The following is a 22,417-nucleotide window of genomic DNA, read 5'->3' as shown; positions in this document are numbered from 1 at the left end:
AGTTTAGTATGGCGTGTAACATTGATCATTCTATTGAAGATGTGATGAATAAGCTCGAAAGTCAAAAGAATTCTTTACCTGAAGGGATCTTTAAAGAGTTAAAGAGTTTTTTACAAGGTAATCATTCGCAGAAATTATTAAATGATATTTTTCACTTTCTAAAAAAGTATGATTTAGTCAGTGAGGAAGAACGAGAGACGAGAAACGCACAATTATTGCACATTTTGAATTAAGTACTCTTTGGCTTTAGAATTTTTTCAGAAGGGGTGAATGTGATGGATATGAAAAAGATGATTGAAACGATAGAAGTAACTAGAGTGACTGACGAGGAATTATCGATTTCGAATTTACATCCAAAGCTTGTGAAGTTGTATAGTCAAAAAGATAGTACAGAGTATACGAAGCTATTAAAATATATTTTATCATTATCCGTGCAGTTGAAGCTGAATCTCGTATTGAAATATTTTGGTGTGCGTCCGATTGTTGCTGCAGACGAGCGTATGCAATTTCAAGAGATATTTAAATGCTTAGCTAAGAAAGATGAGAATGGGGAATGGTTTCTAAATTTGGTTTCTTTATATGTAGGGCTAATTGTAGTTCTTCATTTTGAGGAGAAAGTGATTGAGAGCAGTTTTTTTGATGATATGGTAGTGGGTGAATGTAATGAAATATAAGATTCTGCTCATAACATTTTTCTATTTAAATGCTTTAATTGCGATTTTAGTTGGTTTTGTAAATATGAAGGTAACTAATTAAGAAAAAGGAATGAAACTAGTTTGATAAAAAGAGTTCTTCAGTTGTTTCCGGCGTTTTTTCGTGTTACCATTAAGCGAATTTTTCATAAGGAGAGAAAGCGATGAAATGGATTTATTTTCTTATTATTAACGTTATAGCTTTTAGCCTTATGGGGCTTGATAAACGAAAAGCAAAGAAGAAACAGTGGAGAACGCCAGAAAGTACGCTGTTTTTATCAGCGGCAGCTGGGGGAGCAGTTGGAGCTTGGATTGGTATGTATATGTTTCATCATAAAACTCATAAAAAGAAATTTGTTTTCGGCATACCGTTACTTGTTGTAATAACGGTATGTTTATTATTCGTTGTATGAGAAATGTCGAAAGAAATGCAGATTGATTATTGGTAAAGTGAGCATGTGAGACCGTATAATGGAGAAAAAATGAGAAGAGGAGAAAAAGGAAGATGGGGAGTCAATCAGCAGAGCAAAAAAAAGGGATACTATATGCGGCTGGTGCTTATACGATGTGGGGAATTCTACCGATTTATTGGAAATGGATTGAGGAAGTTCCAGCAGATGAAATATTAGCACACCGCATCGTTTGGGCGTTTGTTTTTATGTTACTTGTATTAGGTGTTACGAAGAGGTTTCGCCAGTTTATTGGGGAATTTGTGAATCTTTTTAAACGACCTAAATTATTAATGTCATTAACTATAGCTTCAGTCTTGATTAGCGGAAACTGGTTTGTTTACATATGGGCCGTTAATCATAATCATGTTATTGAAGCGAGTCTTGGCTATTATATTAATCCGCTTATTAGTATTTTACTTGGTACAGTCGTTTTAAAGGAAAAGTTAAACTTTTGGCAATATGTTGCAGTTGGTTTAGCAGGAGTAGGGGTTGTCATTTTAACAGTACGTTTCGGATCTATTCCGTGGGTTTCTCTTTCACTTGCCTTTTCATTTGGATTATACGGATTAACGAAAAAACTATTAAATTATGATGCTACAATTGGACTTACGATGGAAACCATGTTAGTGACGCCGTTTGCGATCATTTATCTTGTTATGACAGGAGCACATGGTTTCGGCTCATTTGGATCTATTTCAATGTTATCAACGTTACTTTTAATAGGAGCAGGTATTGTAACAGCATTACCACTATTTTATTTTGCAAAAGGAGCACAACTTATTCCGCTTTATATGGTGGGATTTTTACAATATATTGCGCCAACAATTAGCTTAATTTTAGGTGTATTTGTATTTGGTGAACATTTCACATCTACACATATGATTGCATTTTTCTGTATATGGGTTGCTTTATTTGTATTCTCGGTAGCGAAGACAAAGTTTTTAGTGCAGAAACAGCCGAAATTTATAAAAAATAAATCAGCAAAAGTATCATAATGCGTAGTATTTTCTACGCATTTTTCTTTATACTTATATTATATAGAATTTCCATTATAGTCAGTAAGGAGCTGAGAACATGGAAACAATTTTACATAATGATCCGCTTATGGCAGCTGTAATTTCATGGTTTTTAGCACAATTAACGAAAGTAGTCTTTAAATTAGTTAAAATGGGTGAATTTGATTTTGCAAAGTTTTTTGCTTCAGGTGGGATGCCAAGTTCTCATGCTTCAACAGTGACAGCGCTTGCTACAGGAGTTGGGGTAGTAGAAGGTGTGGAAAGCTCGATGTTTGCGGTTGCTACTATTTTTGCCATTATTGTTATGTATGATGCTTCAGGAGTAAGGCTTGCAGTAAGTAAACAAGCAAAAATATTGAATGACTTTTTTCACGGTAGAGAAACAGAATATAAGAAGTTAAATGAACTTGTTGGGCATACACCGTATGAAGTAGTAGTTGGTGCTTTATTAGGGATTATTGTCGGAGTAGGATATTGTTTATGAGCGGAACATTTTATATGTTCTGCTTTTCTTTGTTTTTATACATATTCAGCTACCTTTTTGAATATCGTTATACGGATTTCGAAAGGGTGGGTGAGTAACTTGTTATTATATGAAAAAGTGCATGAAGAAATAGCGAGAAGAACAACTGCACTTCAAACGATGCAACGGCAAGATGGTACGTGGCGGTTTTGTTTTGAAGGAGCGCCACTAACAGATTGTCATATGATTTTTTTATTAAAATTATTAGGTAGAGATAAAGAGATAGAACCGTTTGTAAAAAGGTTAGCATCACTTCAAACAAATGAAGGAACATGGAAATTGCATGAAGATGAAGTGGGTGGTAATTTATCTGCTACAATTCAATCTTATGCTGCCTTACTTGCATCGGAAAAATATACAAAAGAAGATGCGAATATGAAGCGAGCGGAAATGTTTATAAATGAGCGCGGGGGGGTAGCGCGTGCTCATTTTATGACGAAGTTTTTATTAGCAATTCATGGAGAATATGAATACCCTTCTCTCTTTCATTTGCCAACACCAATTATGTTTCTGCAGAATGATTCCCCTCTCAGTATATTTGAATTGAGTAGCTCAGCACGTATTCATTTAATTCCGATGATGTTGTGTTTAAATAAAAGATTTCGAGTAGAGAAAAAGTTATTGCCAAATTTAAATCATATTGCAGGCGGGGGCGGAGGATGGTTTCGGGAGGACCGATCTCCGGTTTTTCAAACCTTATTAGGTGACGTGAAGAAAATTATAACGTATCCACTTTCTTTGCATCATAAAGGATATGAGGAAGTAGAACGTTTTATGAAAGAGCGTATTGATGAAAATGGAACATTATATAGTTACGCAACTGCCTCGTTTTATATGATTTATGCTTTACTTGCATTAGGACATTCTATTCAATCACCAATTATTGAGAAGGCTATAATGGGAATTACATCTTATATATGGAAGATGGAAAGAGGGAGCCATTTGCAAAACTCTCCGTCAACTATATGGGATACAGCTTTACTCAGTTATGCTTTGCAAGAAGCTCAAGTTCCGAAAGCAAGTAAAGTGATTCAAAATGCATCAGCGTATTTACTAAGAAAACAGCAAACAAAGAAAGTAGATTGGAGTGTACATGCACCGGATCTCTTCCCAGGTGGTTGGGGCTTTTCGGATGTGAATACGACGATTCCAGATATTGATGATACAACTGCTGTGTTAAGAGCATTGGCGCGAAGTAGAGGGAACGAAAATGTAGACAATGCTTGGAAGCGAGCGGTTAATTGGGTTAAAGGATTGCAAAATAATGATGGTGGTTGGGGAGCTTTTGAAAAAGGGGTAACGAGCCGTATATTAGCAAATTTACCAATCGAAAATGCGAGTGATATGATTACAGATCCTTCTACACCAGATATTACAGGAAGAGTGCTAGAGTTTTTCGGGACGTATGGACAAAACGAATTGCCTGAGAAACAAAAACAAAGTGCGATAAATTGGTTAACGAATGCACAAGAGGAAAATGGATCATGGTATGGGAAATGGGGGATTTGTTATATATATGGTACGTGGGCAGTGTTGACGGGTTTACGGTCACTCGGAATACCATCTAGCGATCCATCATTGAAACGAGCAGCTTTATGGCTTGAACATATACAGCATGAAGATGGTGGCTGGGGAGAATCTTGCCACAGTAGTGTGGAGAAAAGGTTCGTTACTTTACCATTTAGTACACCATCCCAAACAGCATGGGCGTTAGATGCCCTCATTTCTTACTATGATAAAGAAACGCCAGTCATTCGAAAAGGTATTTCATATTTGCTCTCCAACCCTTATATAAATGAAAAATATCCTACTGGAACAGGTTTACCAGGTGGGTTTTATATTTGTTATCATAGTTATGCTCATATATATCCGTTGCTTACTTTGGCTCATTATGCAAAAAAATATAGAAAATAAACCGAGAGATGTCTCTCGGTTTATTTTGTTGGGTAGTAGGTCCCTTTTGAAAAGAATAAGGTTGTGATGTACCTTATTTTTCGGTTGATTGGCGTTTTTGACGTGCATCAGCGGCATTTGCACGTGCGTTTGCTTCTAAGTCATTGTGGTCAGCGAGTTCGCGAGAGAACTCAACATCAATGCCATCAGTTGCTTTGCTTTGTTTGAAATTCTTTTTGTTCATTCGACATAATCTCCTTGCACTTTATGCGACGTTGCAAAGTTAGTTTGACACAAATAGACTTTTTTATACAAAGAGGAATTGGAAAGTAAAAAGCCGAAATATACAGTATAAGTAATAGAAATGGGGGATAGGAATGGAGTTTTTATATGGGAAAACAGCTGTTGTAACAGGAGCTGCACAGGGAATTGGAAAAGAGATTGCAAGGGTTTATGCAAAGCTGGGGGCGAAAGTATTAATTAGCGATGTAAATGAAGAGAAGCTACAAAAAACGACACGTGAATTATCGGACGAAGGATATGAAGTATGCTCATATCGATGTGATGTGAGTAATCAAAATGAAGCGAAGTCGTTAATTGAATATGCGGTTCAAAAATTCGGTACATTACATATTTTGGTGAATAACGCCGGGATTACAAGAGATGCAATGTTACATAAAATGGAGAAGTCTGCTTGGGAACAAGTATTACAAGTGAACTTAACTGGTGTTTTTTATTGTATGCAACCAGCGCTTCTTTACATGAGACAACAAGGGTATGGACGCATTATTAATATATCTTCAATTAGTAGAGAAGGAAACATAGGTCAAGCAAATTATGCGGCTACGAAGGCAGGCGTTGTAGGTTTAACGAAAACGGCAGCGAAAGAAGTTGGAAGTTTCGGTATTACGTGTAATGCGATTTGTCCAGGGTTTATGGATACAGATATGACAAAAACGATACCAGATAAAGTGAAAGAAAAGATGGTTGGCGCGATTCCAGTTGGTAGAATTGGCACGCCAGAAGATATTGCAAACGCAGCAGCTTTTTTAGCATCAGAATACGCATCCTATATTACAGGAGAAGTATTAAATGTGAGCGGAGGACTGCAAGTTTAAAGGAATACATAATGAAAAGAACCTGACCGGATAGGTCAGGTTCTTTCTCATTAATTTAAGTTAAGCCAAACGCTCTTCACTTCTGTATAGTTATTTAATGCATAAGATCCCATTTCACGACCAAGACCGGATTGTTTAAATCCTCCAAATGGAGATGCTGCATCAAAGACGTTATAACAGTTTACCCACACTGTACCAGCACGTACTTTACTTGCAACATAGTGTGCTGTTTTAACACTTTCTGTCCACACACCAGCTGCTAAGCCGAATTGTGATTTATTTGCACGTTCAATTACTTCATCAATATCGTTAAATGGTATTGCAGAAATAACTGGACCGAAAATTTCTTCTTTTGCGATCGTCATTTCATCATTTACGTCAGCGAATACTGTAGGAGAAACGAAGTAGCCTTGATCGAATGGATTACTACCTCCGCAAAGTACTTCAGCGCCTTCTTCAATCCCTTTTTCGATGTAGCCCATTACACGTTTTTGTTGTTCTTCAGAAACGAGAGGACCAATTGTTGTTTCAGGGTTAAGACCGACACCTTGATTTAGTTTTTTAGAATAGAGGACGAGATCAGCCATGACATTATCATACATTTTCTTCGGAACAAATAAGCGTGATCCAGCAGAGCATACTTGTCCTTGGTTAAACATAACACCAGAAAGTGCACCAGGAATCGCGCGAGATAAATCAGCATCTGGCAAGATGATATTTGGTGATTTACCGCCTAATTCAAGTGTAACGCGTTTTAATGATTCGGATGCTTGTCGCATAATTTGTTTACCGACAGGAGTAGAACCGGTAAATGCAATTTTATCAACGAGTGGATGATTAACGAGAGCTTGTCCAGCTGATTCACCGAATCCAGGTACGATATTAATAACACCTTTCGGGAATCCAGCTTCTTCAATTAATTCAGCTAAGTATAGAGCAGATAGTGGAGTTTGTTCTGCAGGTTTTAAAACGATTGTACATCCTGTAGCAAGCGCTGCTCCCATTTTCCACATTGCCATAAGAAGCGGGAAGTTCCAAGGGATAATTTGACCAACGACACCAACAGCTTCATGGCGTGTATAGTTAAAGTAATCACCGGAAACAGGAATTGTTTGACCAACGATTTTCGTAGCCCATCCAGCGTAATAGCGCATATGCTCAATTGCAAGTGGTATGTCTGCTGCCATTGTTTCACGGATTGGTTTTCCGTTATCTAATGTTTCGAGCTGTGCAAGCTCTTCTTTATGTTCTTCCATTAGATCAGCTAACTTGTACATGAGACGGCTTCGCTCAGCAGTGCTCATACGAGACCAAGGACCTTCGTCAAAAGCCATACGAGCTGCGACTACAGCTTTATGAATATCTTCGCGACCAGCTTCAGAAACGACGGCAAGTGTTTCACCAGTTGCTGGGTTAGGTGTTTTAAATGTTTTGCCGGAAGCGCTTTCAATGAAAGATCCATTCACATATAACTTTTTTGTACCTTGAAGAAACTTTTCTACCTTTTCATGAAGATTTACAGCTAGTTGACTCATTGTATAACCCCCTTGAAAATATAATGTAAACGCAGTACGAGACGGCGCTTATTCCGAAATCAAGGATGTGGAAACTAGATGGAAAGCCTCTAATTAAAATCATAATTAATAAATACTGAAAATTCAAATTTCATTTGTGTTACAATTGTAAAAAATATGTAATGTAAGAGAAGCTTCTATATGATTATAAAAAATCCTGCTTGTTTTTGCTTTCTAGTAGGAAAAACTAGAAGAACAATGGTACAATAATACATCGTGAGAGGAGGGGGAAAAATGAAAGATTATCATGATGATCCACGCTTTCGAATAGCCCATAGAGAAGCGTTAATTGGTCTTGGACTTGCTATTATTAATTTTATAATATGGTACGGATTTGCTTATGGGCTTGGTAGTAAAGATCCGAGTGAATATACATATGTATTAGGTTTTCCCGCATGGTTTTTTTATAGCTGTATCGTTGGATTTATCGTTATGGTTATTTTACTTAGTTTAGTTGTTCGTTTTGTATTTCAAGATATTTCACTCGATGAGGAAGAAAAAAGTGAGGAATAATAGATGAATTGGTATGTAATCATTCCAATGATAATTTCGTTTATCGTTGTATTTTTAATTGGTGTATATGCTTCAAGACGCGTGCAAGCAACAGCACATAATAAATTTTTACAAGAATATTTTCTTGGTGGGCGTGAGTTAGGCGGTTTATTATTAGCGATGACAATGATTGCTACGTACGGTAGTGCAAGTAGCTTTATTGGTGGTCCCGGTATTGCTTACAATATGGGGCTTGGATGGGTACTATTATCTGCGATTCAAGTTGTAACAGGATATATCGTTTTAACGGTTATCGGTAAAAAGTTTGCAATTATTGCTAGGAAGATGGAAGCAATTACTCTTATCGATTATTTAAAAGGGAGATACAATAATAAAGCAGTTGTTATACTCTCTGCGTTATGTATTATTATCTTTTTATTTTCAGCGACAGTAGCCCAGTGGGTCGGCGGTGGACGATTAATCGAGTCACTAACGGGTCTATCGTATACAACAGCACTATTTTTATTTACTTTTTCTGTACTTGTGTACGTATTAATTGGTGGATTTCGTGCAGTCGCGCTATCAGATACATTATTAGGAATCATTATGTTAGTTGGAACGACAATCATTTTAATTGCTACTGTCATTGCTGGTGGTGGAATTGAAAAGATTATGCAGGAACTAGTTCAAATTAATCCAAATTTAATTACACCATTCGGAGCAGATGGCAGTTTAACGAAATCATATGTTACATCATTTTGGATTTTAATTGGAATTGGCGTTGTAGGTTTACCGCAAATTAGTGTGCGTGCCATGTCTTATAAAAATTCAAAAGCTATGCACCAAGCTTTAATAATTGGAACAGTTGTCGTTGGTACAATTATGATTGGTATGCATTTAACAGGTGTATTTGCAAGAGTAGTACTTCCAGGTATAACGGTACCAGATAAAGTAATGCCGCTACTCGCGATGGAAGTGTTGCCACCTTGGTTAGCTGGAGTTTTCTTAGCTGCACCAATGGCGGCGATTATGTCTACAGTAAACTCTTTATTATTACTTGTAAGCTCGTCAATTATTAAAGATATATACGTAAATTACATAAATAAAGATGCAGCAGACAGTACGATAAAAAAAGGAAGTTTGTGGATTACTGGTATTGTAGGGCTACTCGTTTATGCAGCGGCGATTAAACCACCAGATTTTTTAATATGGCTAAATTTATTTTCTTTCGGTGGATTAGAAGCAGCATTCATTTGGCCAATCGTATTAGGGTTATATTGGAGAAAAGGAAATGCTACAGGAGCGCTTGCTTCCATTTTCGTTGGAGTAGGTTCATATATGTGTATTCATCTTTTCTATCCAAATCCGTTCGGTATACATACAGTTGTCTTCCCAATTTGTTTTGCGTTTATCGCTTATGTTATTGGAAGTATGAGTGCTGTAAAAAAAACAGTATAGGTTAGCTGAAGAACGTAGTCCTTATAAGACTGCGTTTTTTCGTATGAATTTGTTCTTTTTTATTCTGTATATCCACGTTTATTCATAAATTAATAACAACTGAGGGGATGGAGTTGAGGTCGATGAAAAAAGTGTTATTTTTAGGAGACCCAGGCATTGATGACTCTTTAGCAATTATGTATGGATTGTTGCATCCTGATATTGATATTGTTGGAGTAGTAACGGGATATGGAAATGTAACACAAGAAAAGGCGACAAGTAATGCCGCATATTTATTGCAAATGGCAGGACGGGAAGATATACCTGTTATTAATGGTGCGAAAATTCCTTTATCCGGAGATGTTACAACGTATTATCCAGAAATTCATGGGGCAGACGGTTTAGGGCCAATTAAACCTCCAAAAACTTTTTCGCCAAATATAAAGCCTTTTTGTGCATTTTTTGATCTTCTTGAAAAATATAAAGGGGAATTAATAATAGTCGATGCTGGTAGATCAACAACACTAGCGACGGCATTTATTTTAGAAAAGCCGATGATGAAGTATGTGAAAGAATATTATATAATGGGCGGTGCTTTCTTAATGCCTGGCAATGTAACACCAGTCGCAGAGGCGAATTTTCATGGTGATCCGATTGCGTCGCAATTAGTTATGCAAAATGCTAAAAATGTGACATTAGTACCACTTAACGTTACATCTGAAGCAATTATTACGCCGGAAATGGTAAAATATATTACGAAACACTCTAAAACGAGTTTTAATAAGTTAATCGAGCCGATATTTACGTACTATTATAAAGCTTATAGAAAGTTAAATCCGAAAATAAAAGGAAGTCCAGTACATGACGTCGTTACAATGATGGTTGCGGCAAATCCATCCCTTTTAGATTATGTATATCGTCGTGTCGATGTAGATACAGCTGGAATTGCAAAAGGAGAGAGTATTGCTGATTTTCGGCCTCAACCTGATGCAAAAGCATTAAAAAATTGGGTGCGAATTGGTTGGTCGTTACATTATAAAAAGTTTCTTGAGGATTTTGTGAAATTTATGACGTAGACATAATAGGAGCATACAAGTTAAAATAATGGAGATGGTTATGTAAATGACCATCTCCATTATTTTGTTTTTAAATGATAAATAGAGAAGAGTTACACAATAGGAGAGGAATTTTACTTGAAAAAAACTATAGTATGCGCAGTAATTGTGGGTATTTTTGTTTTGCTAATATCGGGTAACTTTTTAGTGAAAAAAGTGTGGAGTTCAAATAATGATGATGCACAGTATATTGCATCTTTTATTGAAGAACATAAAGATGAAAAAAATAGTGCGCTTCTAGTAAAGAGAAATGATAAAGTTGTTTATTCTGTAAACCCAAATGTTGTATTGCCAGTTGCAAGTACGATGAAATTAATTGTGGCGCTTGAATATACGAAACAAGTTACTGAAGGGAAAATTGATTCGTCTAGTTTTGTGTCGATTAACGATGTGAATCGCTATTATGTGCCGAATACAGATGGTGGTGCACAAGATAGATGGCAAAAGTATTTGGAGAAGACGGGCAAGATAACTGAAGGAGCGGTTTCTTTAGAAGAAGTGGCAAAAGGAATGGTTAAGTTTAGTTCGAATGCAAATGCTGAATACTTAATGGAATTGTTAGGATTAGACAACATCAATCGAAATTTACAAAGTTTATCACTTCCTGCACATCAACCACTATTTCCAATCGTTTCATCTTTGTATATCCCGGGATATTTGCATAAAGAATTACATGTTCCAAAATATAAAATAGAGAAAAAGTTAAAAGAAATGTCTCAAGAGCAATATCGTGAATATTCGATGATTATTCATGAACGCTTAAAGAAGAAGGGACCATTATTACAGAAGGAAATTCCGCTTTATTTAGAGGAACGTTACGACAAAATTTGGTCAGATAGATTACCAGCAGCTTCTGCAAATGATTATATGGTATTACTTCAAAAGGCAAACCATAAAGGTGGCTTGACAGAAGCTGAAGAAAAAGTGTGGGCAAATATCGTTGAAACAGACATGAGTGCTAAGAAATATCGTAAAACATTTAGACATGCTGGGCAAAAGAATGGTTACACACCATGGACGGTTACAAAAGCGGTTTACGCTATGGATAAACGTGGAAACTGTACAGAAATTGTGTTTTTGGCGAACAATTTAAATGAAGACGATAGTGCAGAAATACGGAAACATTTAGCAAACTTACATTTCCAAGTGTTGCAAAGTGATAAGTATGATGCGACTTTTATTAAATAAACTCGGTGCAGAGAGCACCGAGTTTATTTTTATGTACAGGCACTTTTTTTCTATCAATGGGTATGATGGGTAGTAATACTTAGGTGAGAGGGGAAAAGGTGATGAAACAGAGTAAGGAAGAGTTTATAAAGAGTGAAGGCGCTGATTTCCCTGGAAAAACATATGTGGATTGTGTATTACAACATGTATTTGATTTTCAACGAAATTACTTATTGAAAGATATGTTTCAAGTGCATAAAGCACATATTACGATGCTGACTGAAGAAAGTTTAATGAAAATAGAAGAAGCTAAAGTTATATTAAACGCACTTAGAAAAGTAGAGCGAATACCAAAAGATAAATTGGTATATACAGAGCAGCATGAAGACCTCTTTTTTTTAATCGAACATTTAATTTCTCAAGAAGCGAAATGCGATTTTGTAAGTAATATGCATATTGGTAGAAGTAGAAATGATATGGGTGTAACGATGTATCGCATGAGCTTAAGGCGGTATATATTACGATTAATGGAACATTATTTGCTATTGCAAGAAAGTGTACTGCAACTTGCTGATGATCATAAGGAAACGATCATGCCAGCTTATACACATACACAACCGGCACAGCCAACAACATTTGGTCATTATACTTTAGCAATTTATGATACGATGCAAAGAGATTTAGAACGAATGAAAAAAACGTACCAGCTTTTAAATCAGTCTCCAATGGGGGCGGCTGCACTCTCTACAACAAGTTTCCCGATTAAACGAGAACGAGTTGCTCATCTACTTGGATTTACAACTGTAATTGAGAACTCATATGATGCTGTTGCCGGAGCGGATTATTTATTAGAAGTTAGCTCGCTACTTATGGTAATGATGACGAATACGAGTAGATGGATTCATGACTTTTTGTTGTTAGCAACGAAAGAATATGACGGTATTACTGTTGCAAAGCCATATGTACAAATTAGTAGTATTATGCCGCAAAAACGAAATCCGGTTTCAATTGAACACGCTCGTGCAATTACGAGTAGTGCTTTAGGAGAAGCATTTACAGTATTTCAAATGATTCATAATACACCATTTGGTGATATTGTCGATACGGAAGATGACTTGCAGCCATATTTATATAAAGGGATTGAAAAGGCGATTCGTGTTTTTTGTATGATGAATGCAGTGATCCTAACGATGAAAGTAGAAGAAGAAACGTTAAAAAGTCGTTCCTATAAACATGCAATAACGATAACGGATTTCGCTGATGTTTTAACGAAAAATTATGAAATTCCATTTCGGCATGCTCATCATGCAGCAAGTGCTATTGCAAATATGTCATTGGAGCAGAAAAAAGAACTACATGAATTACACTTCAAAGATGTAAATATGTATTTGCAAGAACATTTTAAAATAAATTTATTAGAAAAAGAGTGGAAAGAAATTATATCGCCAGAAGCTTTTATTCAAAAAAGAAATGTATACGGTGGACCGAGTAAAAAAGAAATGAAGCGTATGATTAAAAATCGAAAAGAGTCCTTTCGAAAAGAAGAAGATGTATTTGAAAAGGAAAAACAGAGAATTTTACAAGCTGAAAATGCCTTGAATACATTAGCTTTGAATATTATTGAATCGTAAAAGAGGGATTTAATGAATTAATCGCCAATACTTAATTAAAATATAAATAGAGAGAAGAGATTGTCGATGATTCAATTACATGTATATGAAGAGATTTTTCATTTTAAAGAAGATGTTACACCATTTCTAGAAAAGAATGAGCAGGAAAACAATCTCATATTAGGTGTATTACAAATGGTTCAAGAACCTATATTTATGGGGATAGCGAAACAAGGAGAAGACATTGCGGTTGTATTTCTGCAAACAGAAGAGAAGAAACAAATCATTGTTGCAAATTCTGAAATTTCGGGAGTAGCTATTGAGGAACTTGCAAAAGAGTTAACGAAAGTATATCCAGATATTCCAGGATTGATCGGTAATAAGAAAATTGTACAGAAATTAGCGGAAGAGATTGCTGTATTAGAAAATAAGAAAATGAATGTTGCAATGGAGCAAGGTGTGTATGAGCTGAACAGAGTAAAGAAGAAGTGTAATGCGAACGGACTTTTCCGGGCGGTAAATAATGATGAATTACCATTAATAGAACAGTGGATATATCAATTTTGTGAAGACGTAAAGCTTCCTACTACGAAAGAAGAAGCAAAACAAACTGCGCATACATTAATAACTACAAATCGACTGTTTGGTTTGGAAGTAGATAGGAAACTTGTTTCTGTAGCTGCAAAAACGAGACCAACTAAAAATAATATAACAGTTAATTTCGTATACACGCCGAAAGAAGCAAGGAAAAAGGGATACGCATCTAATTGTGTAGCGGCACTTAGTCAACGTATGTTAGATGAAGGGTACAAGACGACTACGTTATATACTGATTTAGCGAATCCGATATCGAATAAAATTTATCAAGAAATTGGTTATGAGCAAATTGCGGAGTCTGTGCTTATATTTTTAGAGAAGTAAAACAAAAAGGTGTGCAATTTTAGCACACCTTTTTGTTATTCATCAATTCTAATAATCTCGCCTTGAGGGAAGTCCTCAGTTTCTAGTAAGTTACGAATAGCTTTCGCAACATATTCAGGTGATAATAGTTTTCCTTCTTCTTTTAATGCAATGAAGCGGTCCAAATTTATGAAATCTTCTTTATTTGTTTCACGAATTTGTGATTGCATATTAGTATCAACAACACCAGGTGCAAAAGCGACGATTTTTACTGGATATTCTTTTTCTACTTCTTCAGTTGCTACGCACTGTGTAAACATATTTACACCAGCTTTCGTTGTACAATAAGCGCCCCAGCCAAAGTAAGGGTTTTTTCCTGCACCAGATGAAATGTTAATAACGCGTTTATCTACTTTCCAGTCTTTCGTATGTTTCATAAATGTAGATGTAAGAATCATAGGTGCAAGTAAATTAATGTGAACGTTCGTAATGAATTGTTCACTTTCAGCTTTTTCAATTGGCTTCATAGGTGCAACTGTACCCGCATTATTAATTAAATGAATAGAGGATACATTGCCTTTTTTAATAGATGAAATGATCTCTTTAAAGTTAGTTTCTAAGTTATGTACATCTTGAAGATCTAGGGAATGAAAAATGCAATTGCTGTTATATTGCTCTGCAAGTTTTGTAAGCTCTTTATTTTCTCTTCTAGAAATAGAGATGACAGTTGTATTTTTTTCTAATAATTGCGTAGCGATTGCCTCACCTAAACCTTGTGAAGTTCCTGTTATGATAACGTAGCGCATAGTTTTATAAACCCCTCTCATATGTGCGGAATTTTGTTGGACAACGTACATTGTATAGTTTGTCTACATTTTATAGTATAGAGCACTTTTTACTATAATTGAAATGAGATGATTGTGTGCCTTTTATAAATAGGTTTACGACAACAGTACCTGGTGCCGTCACGTTTACTGGGAATACGCTGGGACTTAGCCCTACATCACCTGCACCAGGTAATATTTTTGGTACACTTGCTGTGTTTACGACAGTAAATACAGCATTGCAAGTACCAGGGTTCCCAGCAGGGACAACAGATGAGTGGCAATTGAATTCTTCAAGTGCAATTTTAAATCTTCCAGCGGGGAGCAGTGTGTTATATGCAGAATTAGTTTGGGCTGGTACTTTCCGGACTGATACGGAAGATGTTTTACCATTTTTAAATGATAACATTACATTTACAACGCCAGCAGGGACGTTTTCTGTTACGCCAGATCCTGCTACCGCGCAGCAAGGTTCAGTAGGAAATCAGTTTTATTATGCTCGCTCTGCCAATGTAACAAATCTTGTTAGTGCAGGTGGAGCAGGCACATATACAACGGGTGCTGTGCCAGCTGCAAGAACTTCAGCCGACCCAACAATCAGTCGTTCAGCTGGATGGACGCTTGAGGTTGTGTATCAAAATGCAAGTTTACCACTTCGAAATTTGTCAGTATATGCAGGTCAAGAAATTATCGATGCTTCATCCCCGCCAGTTGATGCTATAATTTCAGGTTTTGCTACGCCGGCAACAGGAGCTGTTACAGGAAGAGTGCTCGTAACTGCTCAAGAAGGTGATTCTAACATTGTTGGAGATCAACTTCGCTTTGGGCCGAATGCAAATGCTACAGTTGCATTATTCGGACCGAGAAATCCTGCGAATAATTTCTTTCAGTCACAAATTTGTAATGATAGTGGAAATTTAGATACGAGCGGCACGTTTGGAGATTTGAATCAGCCGTTAGGGGTAGCTTTGGCCGTCCGAAGACAAGGTTGGGATATTACGAATGTAGATGCCTCCTCATCTTTAGTAAACAGTCAAACATCAGCAACGGTTCGATTTGTTACAAATGGAGATGGATACGCAGCAGCTGGTTTTGGTGTTCAAATTGATGCAACAGGTCCAATTATTAATCCTGTTAAATCAGTTAATAGAACAGTCGCGGGGGTAGGGGATACTCTCACTTATACAATTACGGTCCCAAATACAGGAACAGGAAGTGCAGAAAACGTTGTATTACGTGATAGTATTCCGAACGGAACGATGTTTGTTGCAGGTAGTGTTACGGTAGGGGGAGTAACACAGCCGAATGCAAACCCTGCTAATGGAATTAATTTAGGTACAATCCCAAATAACACGCAAAGAATTGTTACATTTCAAGTTCGAATAACATCATTCCCGAATCCCAATCCTATTTTAAATCGTGCAATGGTGTCATATCAATTCCGTCCCTTCGTTGGTAGTCCTCCTATTACAAGTACGTCTTCTTCAAACACAGTACAAACGACAGTGAACCAAGCAACTATTAGTATGCAAAAATCTGTAGATTTACAGACGGCAACACTTAATGATGTATTAACGTACACAGTTAATGTCACAAATAATGGAAACGTCACTGCGAACAATGTTATTTTTGTTGATAGTATCCCTGCTGGAACAACATTTGTCGCTAATAGCGTTACGGTAAATGGAGTAGCGCGTCCAGGAGCGAATCCAGCAAGTAGTATTAATCTTGGAAGTATTAATGCATCGCAAACGACTGTAGTGCGCTTTCAAGTTCGAGTAACATCGAACCCTCTTGTCAATCCAATTCCAAACCGTGCGAGTGTAACATTTAACTTTACTCCAGTGCCTGGTCAACAACCAGTTTCAGGGCAAGCGACAAGTAATACTGTAGTTACGACAATTAATATAGCTGATATAACAACGAGAAAAACAGTGGATAAAGCTTTTGCAACGGTTAACGACGTTCTTACGTACACGGTAACAATTCAAAATACAGGAAATGTACTTGCAACGAACGTTATTTTTCAAGATCCAATCCCAATTGGAACGACATTTATCGCAAATAGTGTGACTGTGGATGGGGTTTCACAACCTGGGGTAAATCCAGCGACTGGGTTTACAGTAGCTAATATATCTCCTGGCGGAAGTAGGACTGTTACATTTCAAGTACGAGTAACATCTACACCATCGGGAGGTACGATTGCGAATCGCGGAAATGTATCTGCTAATTTCGTCGTTATTCCGAATCAGCCACCGATAACAATTAATAGACAAACGAATACAGTTGTGACACAAGTTAATACAGGCGGTTTAAATGTAATAAAAGAAGTAAATACAACGCAAGCGGCGGTAGGGGATACTTTAACGTACACAATTGCCGTCCAAAATACAGGGAACGTTCCGTTAACAAATGTATTTTTCCAAGACCCTATTTCTTCTGCTGTTTCATTTGTTGCAAATTCTGTAACAATTAATGGAGTACAGCAAAGTGGACTAAATCCGAATACAGGATTCTCTCTTCCGAATATTCCTGCGGCTCAAACGGTTGTAGTCACATTTGACTTAGTAATTGTACAGAATCCAGAAAATGAAGATATTTTAAATCAAGCAAATGTAACAGCAAGCTTTCAAGTGAATCCGAATGAACCACCAGTAACAATCAATGTACCGAGTAATGTTGTGAATACGACAGTACAATCAGGAAACTTTGAAGTTGTGAAAGCAGTCAATACGGATGTTGCAACAGTAGGGGATATTTTAGTATATACAATAGAAGTCATAAATGCAGGTAGTGTACCAGCTACGAATGTATTTTTCCAAGATTCAATTCCCCAAGGGACATTATTTATTGAAAATAGTGTAGTTGTGAATGGTGTTTTACAAGAAGGGGCAGATCCAGAACTTGGATTCCCATTAAATAATTTGCCTACTGGCGCCAGTGTTATTGTTACATTTGAAGTATTAATTGATGAAATTCCCCAAGGAAATAATGTTGTAAATAATGCGAATGTAACTGGAGATTTCCTTGTAAATCCAACAGAGCCACCGATTACTGTAACAGTACCAAGTAATACTGTTATGACAATCGTGAATTCTTCAGGGTTAAATGTAATGAAAAGTGTAAACGCTGCCGAAGCAGGAGTAGGAGATACGTTAACGTATACAGTTCGTATACAAAATAGTGGAACAGTAGCAGCGACAAATGTATCATTCCTTGATCCGATTCCAGTTGGAACCACTTTTGTAGCGAATAGTGTAACAATAAACGGGACACCTCAACCAGGTTTAAACCCGACAACTGGATTTCCACTTGCTAATATTCCAGTAGGAGGGATGGTAACAGTTACTTTCCAAGTGACAATCACGAGTGTACCACCAAATAGAGTTCTTCCGAATAATGCGAATGTCACTGCTGATTTCCAAGTAAGTCCTCTTCAGCCACCAATTACAATTGTAACGATTAGTAATATTGTTGTGACGCGAGTGAATGTAGGATCACTTAATGTAATGAAGAGTGTAAATACACCACAAGCCGGTGTAGGAGATACGTTAACGTATACGATTCTTATTCAAAATACAGGAACTGTTCCTGCAACGAATATTGTTTTTCAAGATCCAATTCCGTCTGGTACTGCCTTTGTAGCAAATAGTGTGACGATAAATGGAGTCGTACAGCAAGGCGCGGATCCTATGCTAGGTTTCCCGGTACCAAATATTCCGGTCGGACAAACGGCTACGATTACGTTTCAAGTTACAGTGACGAGTGTTCCGAGCGGTGGAAATATAAGAAACCAATCGAACGTTACTGCAAGTTTTCTTATAAATCCAGCAAACCCTCCAATAACGACTGTTACAAATAGTAATTTTGTAGTGACGCAAGTAAACACAGCACAGTTAAATATACAAAAATCTTCATCTGTACAACAAGCAGCACTTGGAGAAACTTACACGTATTCTGTTGTCATTCGAAATAACGGTACAGTAACAGCAACGAATGTCTCTTTCCTTGATCCAATTGCTTTAGAAACAACTTTTGTAGCAAATAGTGTAACGATAAATGGAACGCCACAACCTGGATTTGACCCAAATGTTGGTTTCCCGCTTCCTAATATTGCAGCTGGAACATCATTGACAGTAACGTTCCAAGTTACGGTAGTTGCACCGTCTACACGTGGAGCAGTATTAAATACAGCATCTGCTACAGCCACTTTCTTATTAAATCCTTTACAGCCACCTGTAACAACAACGAATTCAAGTAATACAACGGTAGTTACAATACCGTTACCTCCTCCTGGTGAAGTAACTGCAACAAAAACAGTTGATGTTGCAACTGGGGCCGTTGGGGATGTATTAACGTATACTGTGCTCATTTCAAACGTAGGAATTATCTCTGTTACAGATGTGTTCTTCCAAGATGTCATACCAGAAGGAACGACGTTTGTTGACAATAGTGTAACGATAGGTGGAGTGCAGCAACTTGGTTTAAATCCAGAAATAGGATTTACAGTTACTCCATTATTAATCGCTGGTGGAAGTATTGAGGTCACATTCCAAGTGACGATTACAGAAATTCCAGATAATGAAGTCATATTAAATGATGCAGATGTTACATTTACTTCACAACCAAATCCGCAGGAACCACCGATTACGGAAACGATATTAACAAATTTAGTCGTTACGACAATTAATATAGCGTTTATTTTTCCATTGAAACTAGTAGATAAAGAAGTAGCGACGGTAGGAGAAATATTAACGTATGATGTATTGATTTTTAATTTCGGAACAGTGCCAGCGACGAATGTTCAATTTATCGATACTACTTCCGCGGGTGTAGCATTTGTACCAGGAAGTGTGAGCATAAACGGGGTACCAGCACCAGGATTAGATCCTTTCATTGGTTTTACAGTTCCAGATATACCTGTCGATGATTTTGTACTTGTCACATATCAGGAAGTGGTTACAAGCATACCAGAAGGTGGAACGATTGTTAATTTTGTAGACGTTACAGCTACATTTGCTGTAAGTGAAACAGAACCGCCTATTACGGAAACAACGACAAGTAATACGACATTAACAGAAATCAATGAGCCTGGTTTGAATGTTTTAAAATCAGTAAGTCAGCCGGTTGTTGCAGTAGGCGATACAATCACATATACAACAGTAGTTCAAAATACAGGAACAGTGCCAGCAACGAATGTTCAATATAGTGATGTATTACCTTCCTCTATAGCATTCGTGCCGAACAGTGTAACGATAGATGGTGTGTTACAACCTGGATTCAATCCGAATAACGGATTCCCGCTTCCAGATATAAATCCAGGTGAAAGTGTAGAAGTCATCTTCCAAGTAACCGTTGTTAGTGCGCCATCAAACGGAACAATTGCCAATACGGCAAATGTAACTGGAAGTTTTGTATTAGTACCAGGAGAACCGCCAGTTATAGTAACAGAGCCGAGCAATACAACACTTACAACTGTAAATAGAGGGCAATTTAATGTTATTAAACAAGTAAATAGGGTTGCTACTCTCGTTGGAGATATATTAACGTATACGGTTCAAATAACAAATACAGGAACAGTAACAGCTAATGCTGTTCAGTTTGTTGATACCATTTCAGCAGGAGCGTCATTTGTACCAAATAGTGTAACGATAAATGGAGCCCCGCAACCAAACTTAAATCCGATTACTGGATTTGGAGTTGGAGATATCCCAGTTGGTGAAACAGTTATAGTGACGTTTCAAGCGACAGTTACAAACATCCCGTCATCAGGAACAATTACGAACGTTGCAAATATAACAGGAAGCTTTACTTTAGTGCCAGGAGAACCACCAGTTGTAGTAACAGAGCCGAGTAATACGACGATAACTAGAGTGAATAGAGGACGATTCAGCGTTATAAAATCTGTAAATAAAGAAGCGACACGATTAGGAGATACGTTAACGTATAGTGTGCAAGTTACAAATACGGGAACGGTAACAGCAACGAATGTTCAGTTTATCGATGTTCCATCACCTAGTTTAGAATTCGTTCCTGGAAGTGTACAAATAAATGGGATTCCGCAAGTAGGTTTAGATCCATTTGTAGGCTTTGCATTGCCTGATCTTGCAGTAGGGGATAGTGTATTAATTACATTTGAAGTAAATGTAATCGCAGTTCCGCCTTCTAGTAGCATTATGAATACAGCAAGAGTAACGGGTGATTTCGAATTGATTCCAGGAGAACCTCCGTCTACAATTACAAATTCAAGTAATACGACGGTTACGCCGGTAAATAGAGGCAGCTTAGATATGCTAAAAGAAGTAGACCATTCAGTTGTTGGTGTAGGAGAAACGGTAACGTATACTGTTCGTATATTAAATACTGGTACTGCTGATGCAATGAATGTTCAATTTATCGATGTGCTATCTCAGGAAGCTGATTTCGTTCCAAATAGTGTAACGATAAATGGGGTTCCGCAACCGGGGTTAAATCCGCAGATTGGATTTACGATACCTGATATACCAGTTGGTGAGACGGCACTTGTAACATATGAAGCTACGATTACAAGTTTTCCGGATGGTGGTACAGTAGTGAACGTTGCTGGGGCGTTAGCAGAATATATTTTAGTACCAGGGGAGCCGCCAGTTACAGTGATGGATACAAGCAATACAGTTATAGTGACGGTAAATACTGCAATCTTATTTGTTGCAAAAGGAGCAAACTTTGAAGTAGCAATGATAGGGGATGTTGTCACTTACGGAATCGCTGTTATAAATGATAGTACAGTTCCTGTGACCAATATTGTGTTAACAGATATCATTGATCCGAATACGCTGTTTATAAATGGTACGGTAACGGTAAATGATGTACCTCTTCCATTTGCTAATCCGAATACTGGTATTCCGTTAGGTGATTTTCAGCCAAATGATGCTGCAATTATTAATTTCCAAGTTGTAATAATAGGAGGGCAAGTAAATAATTTAGTTACAAATACTGCTACAGCGAATGGGCTTGCAACTGTAAATCCGAATGAGCCGCCAGTAGTAGTTGAAGGTGATAGTAATACAGTTGTTATCCCGTTTATTCCTCAAAATGTCTCAACGACAGTCGTAAAAACGGCAGATTTACAGGTAGCAACAATTGGAGATGTCATTACGTTTACGACAGTCATCACAAATACGGGTGATACTGTAATGCAAAATATTCGTTTTCAAGATATGTTAGATAGTAGTGTTCGATTTGTTCCTGGAAGTGTAACGGTTGATAATACGCCAGTGCCGAATGTAAGCCCGGCAGTAGGGTTTCTTATCGGAATTTTAAATCCTGGTGAAGCAAGGACAGTTTCGTTCCAAGTAGCAGTACAGAGCGCGCCAAATGGTTCAGGAAATTATATAAATCAAGCGAGTATTCGTTTTGAACATCAAGTAGGCACAGTATTGCCACCTGTTACACAAATAGTAGAAAGTAACATAGTTGTCATTCCATTTGTTCCAACGATTGAACAAATTTGCGAAACAAACTTTAATTGCTTAGATAAGATTCCATTTCAATGTTCTCCGTGTAATCATTTGCATGGACATAAAAAATAAAAACAGAAAGAGCATCCTGAAAAATAATTGGAT

At 37.2% G+C, this 22,417-nt stretch carries 17 protein-coding genes; 14 read left to right on the top strand and 3 right to left on the bottom strand.

From position 1 onward, the window contains the following. The first annotated feature begins 8 nt into the window (after positions 1-8). The 6 genes from IBT51_RS09640 to IBT51_RS09615 all read left to right on the top strand — a co-directional run bounded on the left by IBT51_RS09640 (position 9) and on the right by IBT51_RS09615 (position 4,597). Positions 9-233 carry a group-specific protein gene (locus IBT51_RS09640; protein ID WP_088023527.1) on the top strand — a complete coding sequence of 75 codons (225 nt, stop codon included), beginning with the start codon at positions 9-11 and terminating at the stop codon, positions 231-233. Positions 234-275: 42 nt separating this feature from the next. After that, on the top strand, positions 276-674 hold the full coding sequence (locus IBT51_RS09635; protein WP_000367304.1) for a hypothetical protein: 399 nt from the start codon (positions 276-278) through the stop codon (positions 672-674). A gap of 182 nt (positions 675-856) precedes the next feature. After that, complete coding sequence (locus IBT51_RS09630; protein ID WP_000871349.1) at positions 857-1,105, top strand: DUF1294 domain-containing protein; 249 nt, start codon at positions 857-859, stop codon at positions 1,103-1,105. Positions 1,106-1,197: 92 nt separating this feature from the next. Then, positions 1,198-2,139 carry an EamA family transporter RarD gene (rarD, locus tag IBT51_RS09625; protein WP_200458097.1) on the top strand — a complete coding sequence of 314 codons (942 nt, stop codon included), beginning with the start codon at positions 1,198-1,200 and terminating at the stop codon, positions 2,137-2,139. 79 nt (positions 2,140-2,218) lie between these two features. Further along, the gene (locus tag IBT51_RS09620; protein WP_088023530.1) at positions 2,219-2,644 is read left to right on the top strand and encodes a divergent PAP2 family protein; all 426 of its coding nucleotides are present in this window, start codon (positions 2,219-2,221) and stop codon (positions 2,642-2,644) included. Positions 2,645-2,743: 99 nt separating this feature from the next. After that, a complete protein-coding gene (locus IBT51_RS09615) occupies positions 2,744-4,597 on the top strand; it encodes a terpene cyclase/mutase family protein (protein WP_200458098.1) in 1,854 nt (617 codons plus the stop codon). Positions 4,598-4,670: 73 nt separating this feature from the next. Here IBT51_RS09615 and IBT51_RS09610 read toward each other — a convergent pair whose 3' ends face one another. Beyond that, positions 4,671-4,820, bottom strand: a complete 150-nt coding sequence (locus IBT51_RS09610; RefSeq protein WP_001035815.1) for a YfhD family protein — start codon at positions 4,818-4,820, stop codon at positions 4,671-4,673. Positions 4,821-4,953: 133 nt separating this feature from the next. On the opposite strand from IBT51_RS09610, the gene fabG reads away from it, so the two are divergent. Next, positions 4,954-5,694: a 3-oxoacyl-ACP reductase FabG gene (fabG, locus tag IBT51_RS09605; protein ID WP_000395352.1), complete on the top strand. Its 741-nt coding sequence runs from the start codon at positions 4,954-4,956 to the stop codon at positions 5,692-5,694. Between the two features lie 50 nt (positions 5,695-5,744). Here fabG and dhaS read toward each other — a convergent pair whose 3' ends face one another. After that, positions 5,745-7,229 carry an aldehyde dehydrogenase DhaS gene (gene dhaS, locus IBT51_RS09600; RefSeq protein ID WP_000080280.1) on the bottom strand — a complete coding sequence of 495 codons (1,485 nt, stop codon included), beginning with the start codon at positions 7,227-7,229 and terminating at the stop codon, positions 5,745-5,747. A gap of 273 nt (positions 7,230-7,502) precedes the next feature. Between dhaS and IBT51_RS09595 the strand changes: the two genes are divergently transcribed. From IBT51_RS09595 to IBT51_RS09570, 6 genes are all read left to right on the top strand, one after another. Further along, on the top strand, positions 7,503-7,781 hold the full coding sequence (locus IBT51_RS09595; RefSeq protein ID WP_000656237.1) for a YhdT family protein: 279 nt from the start codon (positions 7,503-7,505) through the stop codon (positions 7,779-7,781). A 3-nt stretch (positions 7,782-7,784) separates the two neighbouring features. Then, entirely contained in the window at positions 7,785-9,218 is a 1,434-nt protein-coding gene (gene panF, locus IBT51_RS09590; RefSeq protein WP_001104824.1) for a sodium/pantothenate symporter, read from the top strand. A gap of 122 nt (positions 9,219-9,340) precedes the next feature. Beyond that, on the top strand, positions 9,341-10,273 hold the full coding sequence (locus IBT51_RS09585) for a nucleoside hydrolase (protein WP_000756465.1): 933 nt from the start codon (positions 9,341-9,343) through the stop codon (positions 10,271-10,273). Positions 10,274-10,390: 117 nt separating this feature from the next. Continuing rightward, positions 10,391-11,500: a serine hydrolase gene (locus tag IBT51_RS09580; RefSeq protein WP_000751368.1), complete on the top strand. Its 1,110-nt coding sequence runs from the start codon at positions 10,391-10,393 to the stop codon at positions 11,498-11,500. Positions 11,501-11,601: 101 nt separating this feature from the next. Then, on the top strand, positions 11,602-13,110 hold the full coding sequence (gene argH, locus IBT51_RS09575) for an argininosuccinate lyase (RefSeq protein ID WP_053563853.1): 1,509 nt from the start codon (positions 11,602-11,604) through the stop codon (positions 13,108-13,110). 66 nt (positions 13,111-13,176) lie between these two features. Beyond that, positions 13,177-14,010: a GNAT family N-acetyltransferase gene (locus IBT51_RS09570; RefSeq protein ID WP_200458099.1), complete on the top strand. Its 834-nt coding sequence runs from the start codon at positions 13,177-13,179 to the stop codon at positions 14,008-14,010. 35 nt (positions 14,011-14,045) lie between these two features. On the opposite strand, the gene IBT51_RS09565 is transcribed toward IBT51_RS09570, so the two are convergent. After that, the gene (locus IBT51_RS09565) at positions 14,046-14,795 is read right to left on the bottom strand and encodes a (S)-benzoin forming benzil reductase (RefSeq protein ID WP_197241278.1); all 750 of its coding nucleotides are present in this window, start codon (positions 14,793-14,795) and stop codon (positions 14,046-14,048) included. Between the two features lie 116 nt (positions 14,796-14,911). Between IBT51_RS09565 and IBT51_RS09560 the strand changes: the two genes are divergently transcribed. Beyond that, positions 14,912-22,384, top strand: coding sequence for a DUF7507 domain-containing protein (locus IBT51_RS09560; protein ID WP_200458100.1), 7,473 nt, complete (start codon positions 14,912-14,914; stop codon positions 22,382-22,384). Positions 22,385-22,417: the final 33 nt, after the last annotated feature.

The sequence above is a fragment of the Bacillus sp. S71 genome, assembly GCF_016625265.1.
GTDB classification, from domain to species: domain Bacteria; phylum Bacillota; class Bacilli; order Bacillales; family Bacillaceae_G; genus Bacillus_A; species Bacillus_A cereus.
This window is presented reverse-complemented; position numbering and strand designations above follow the sequence as displayed.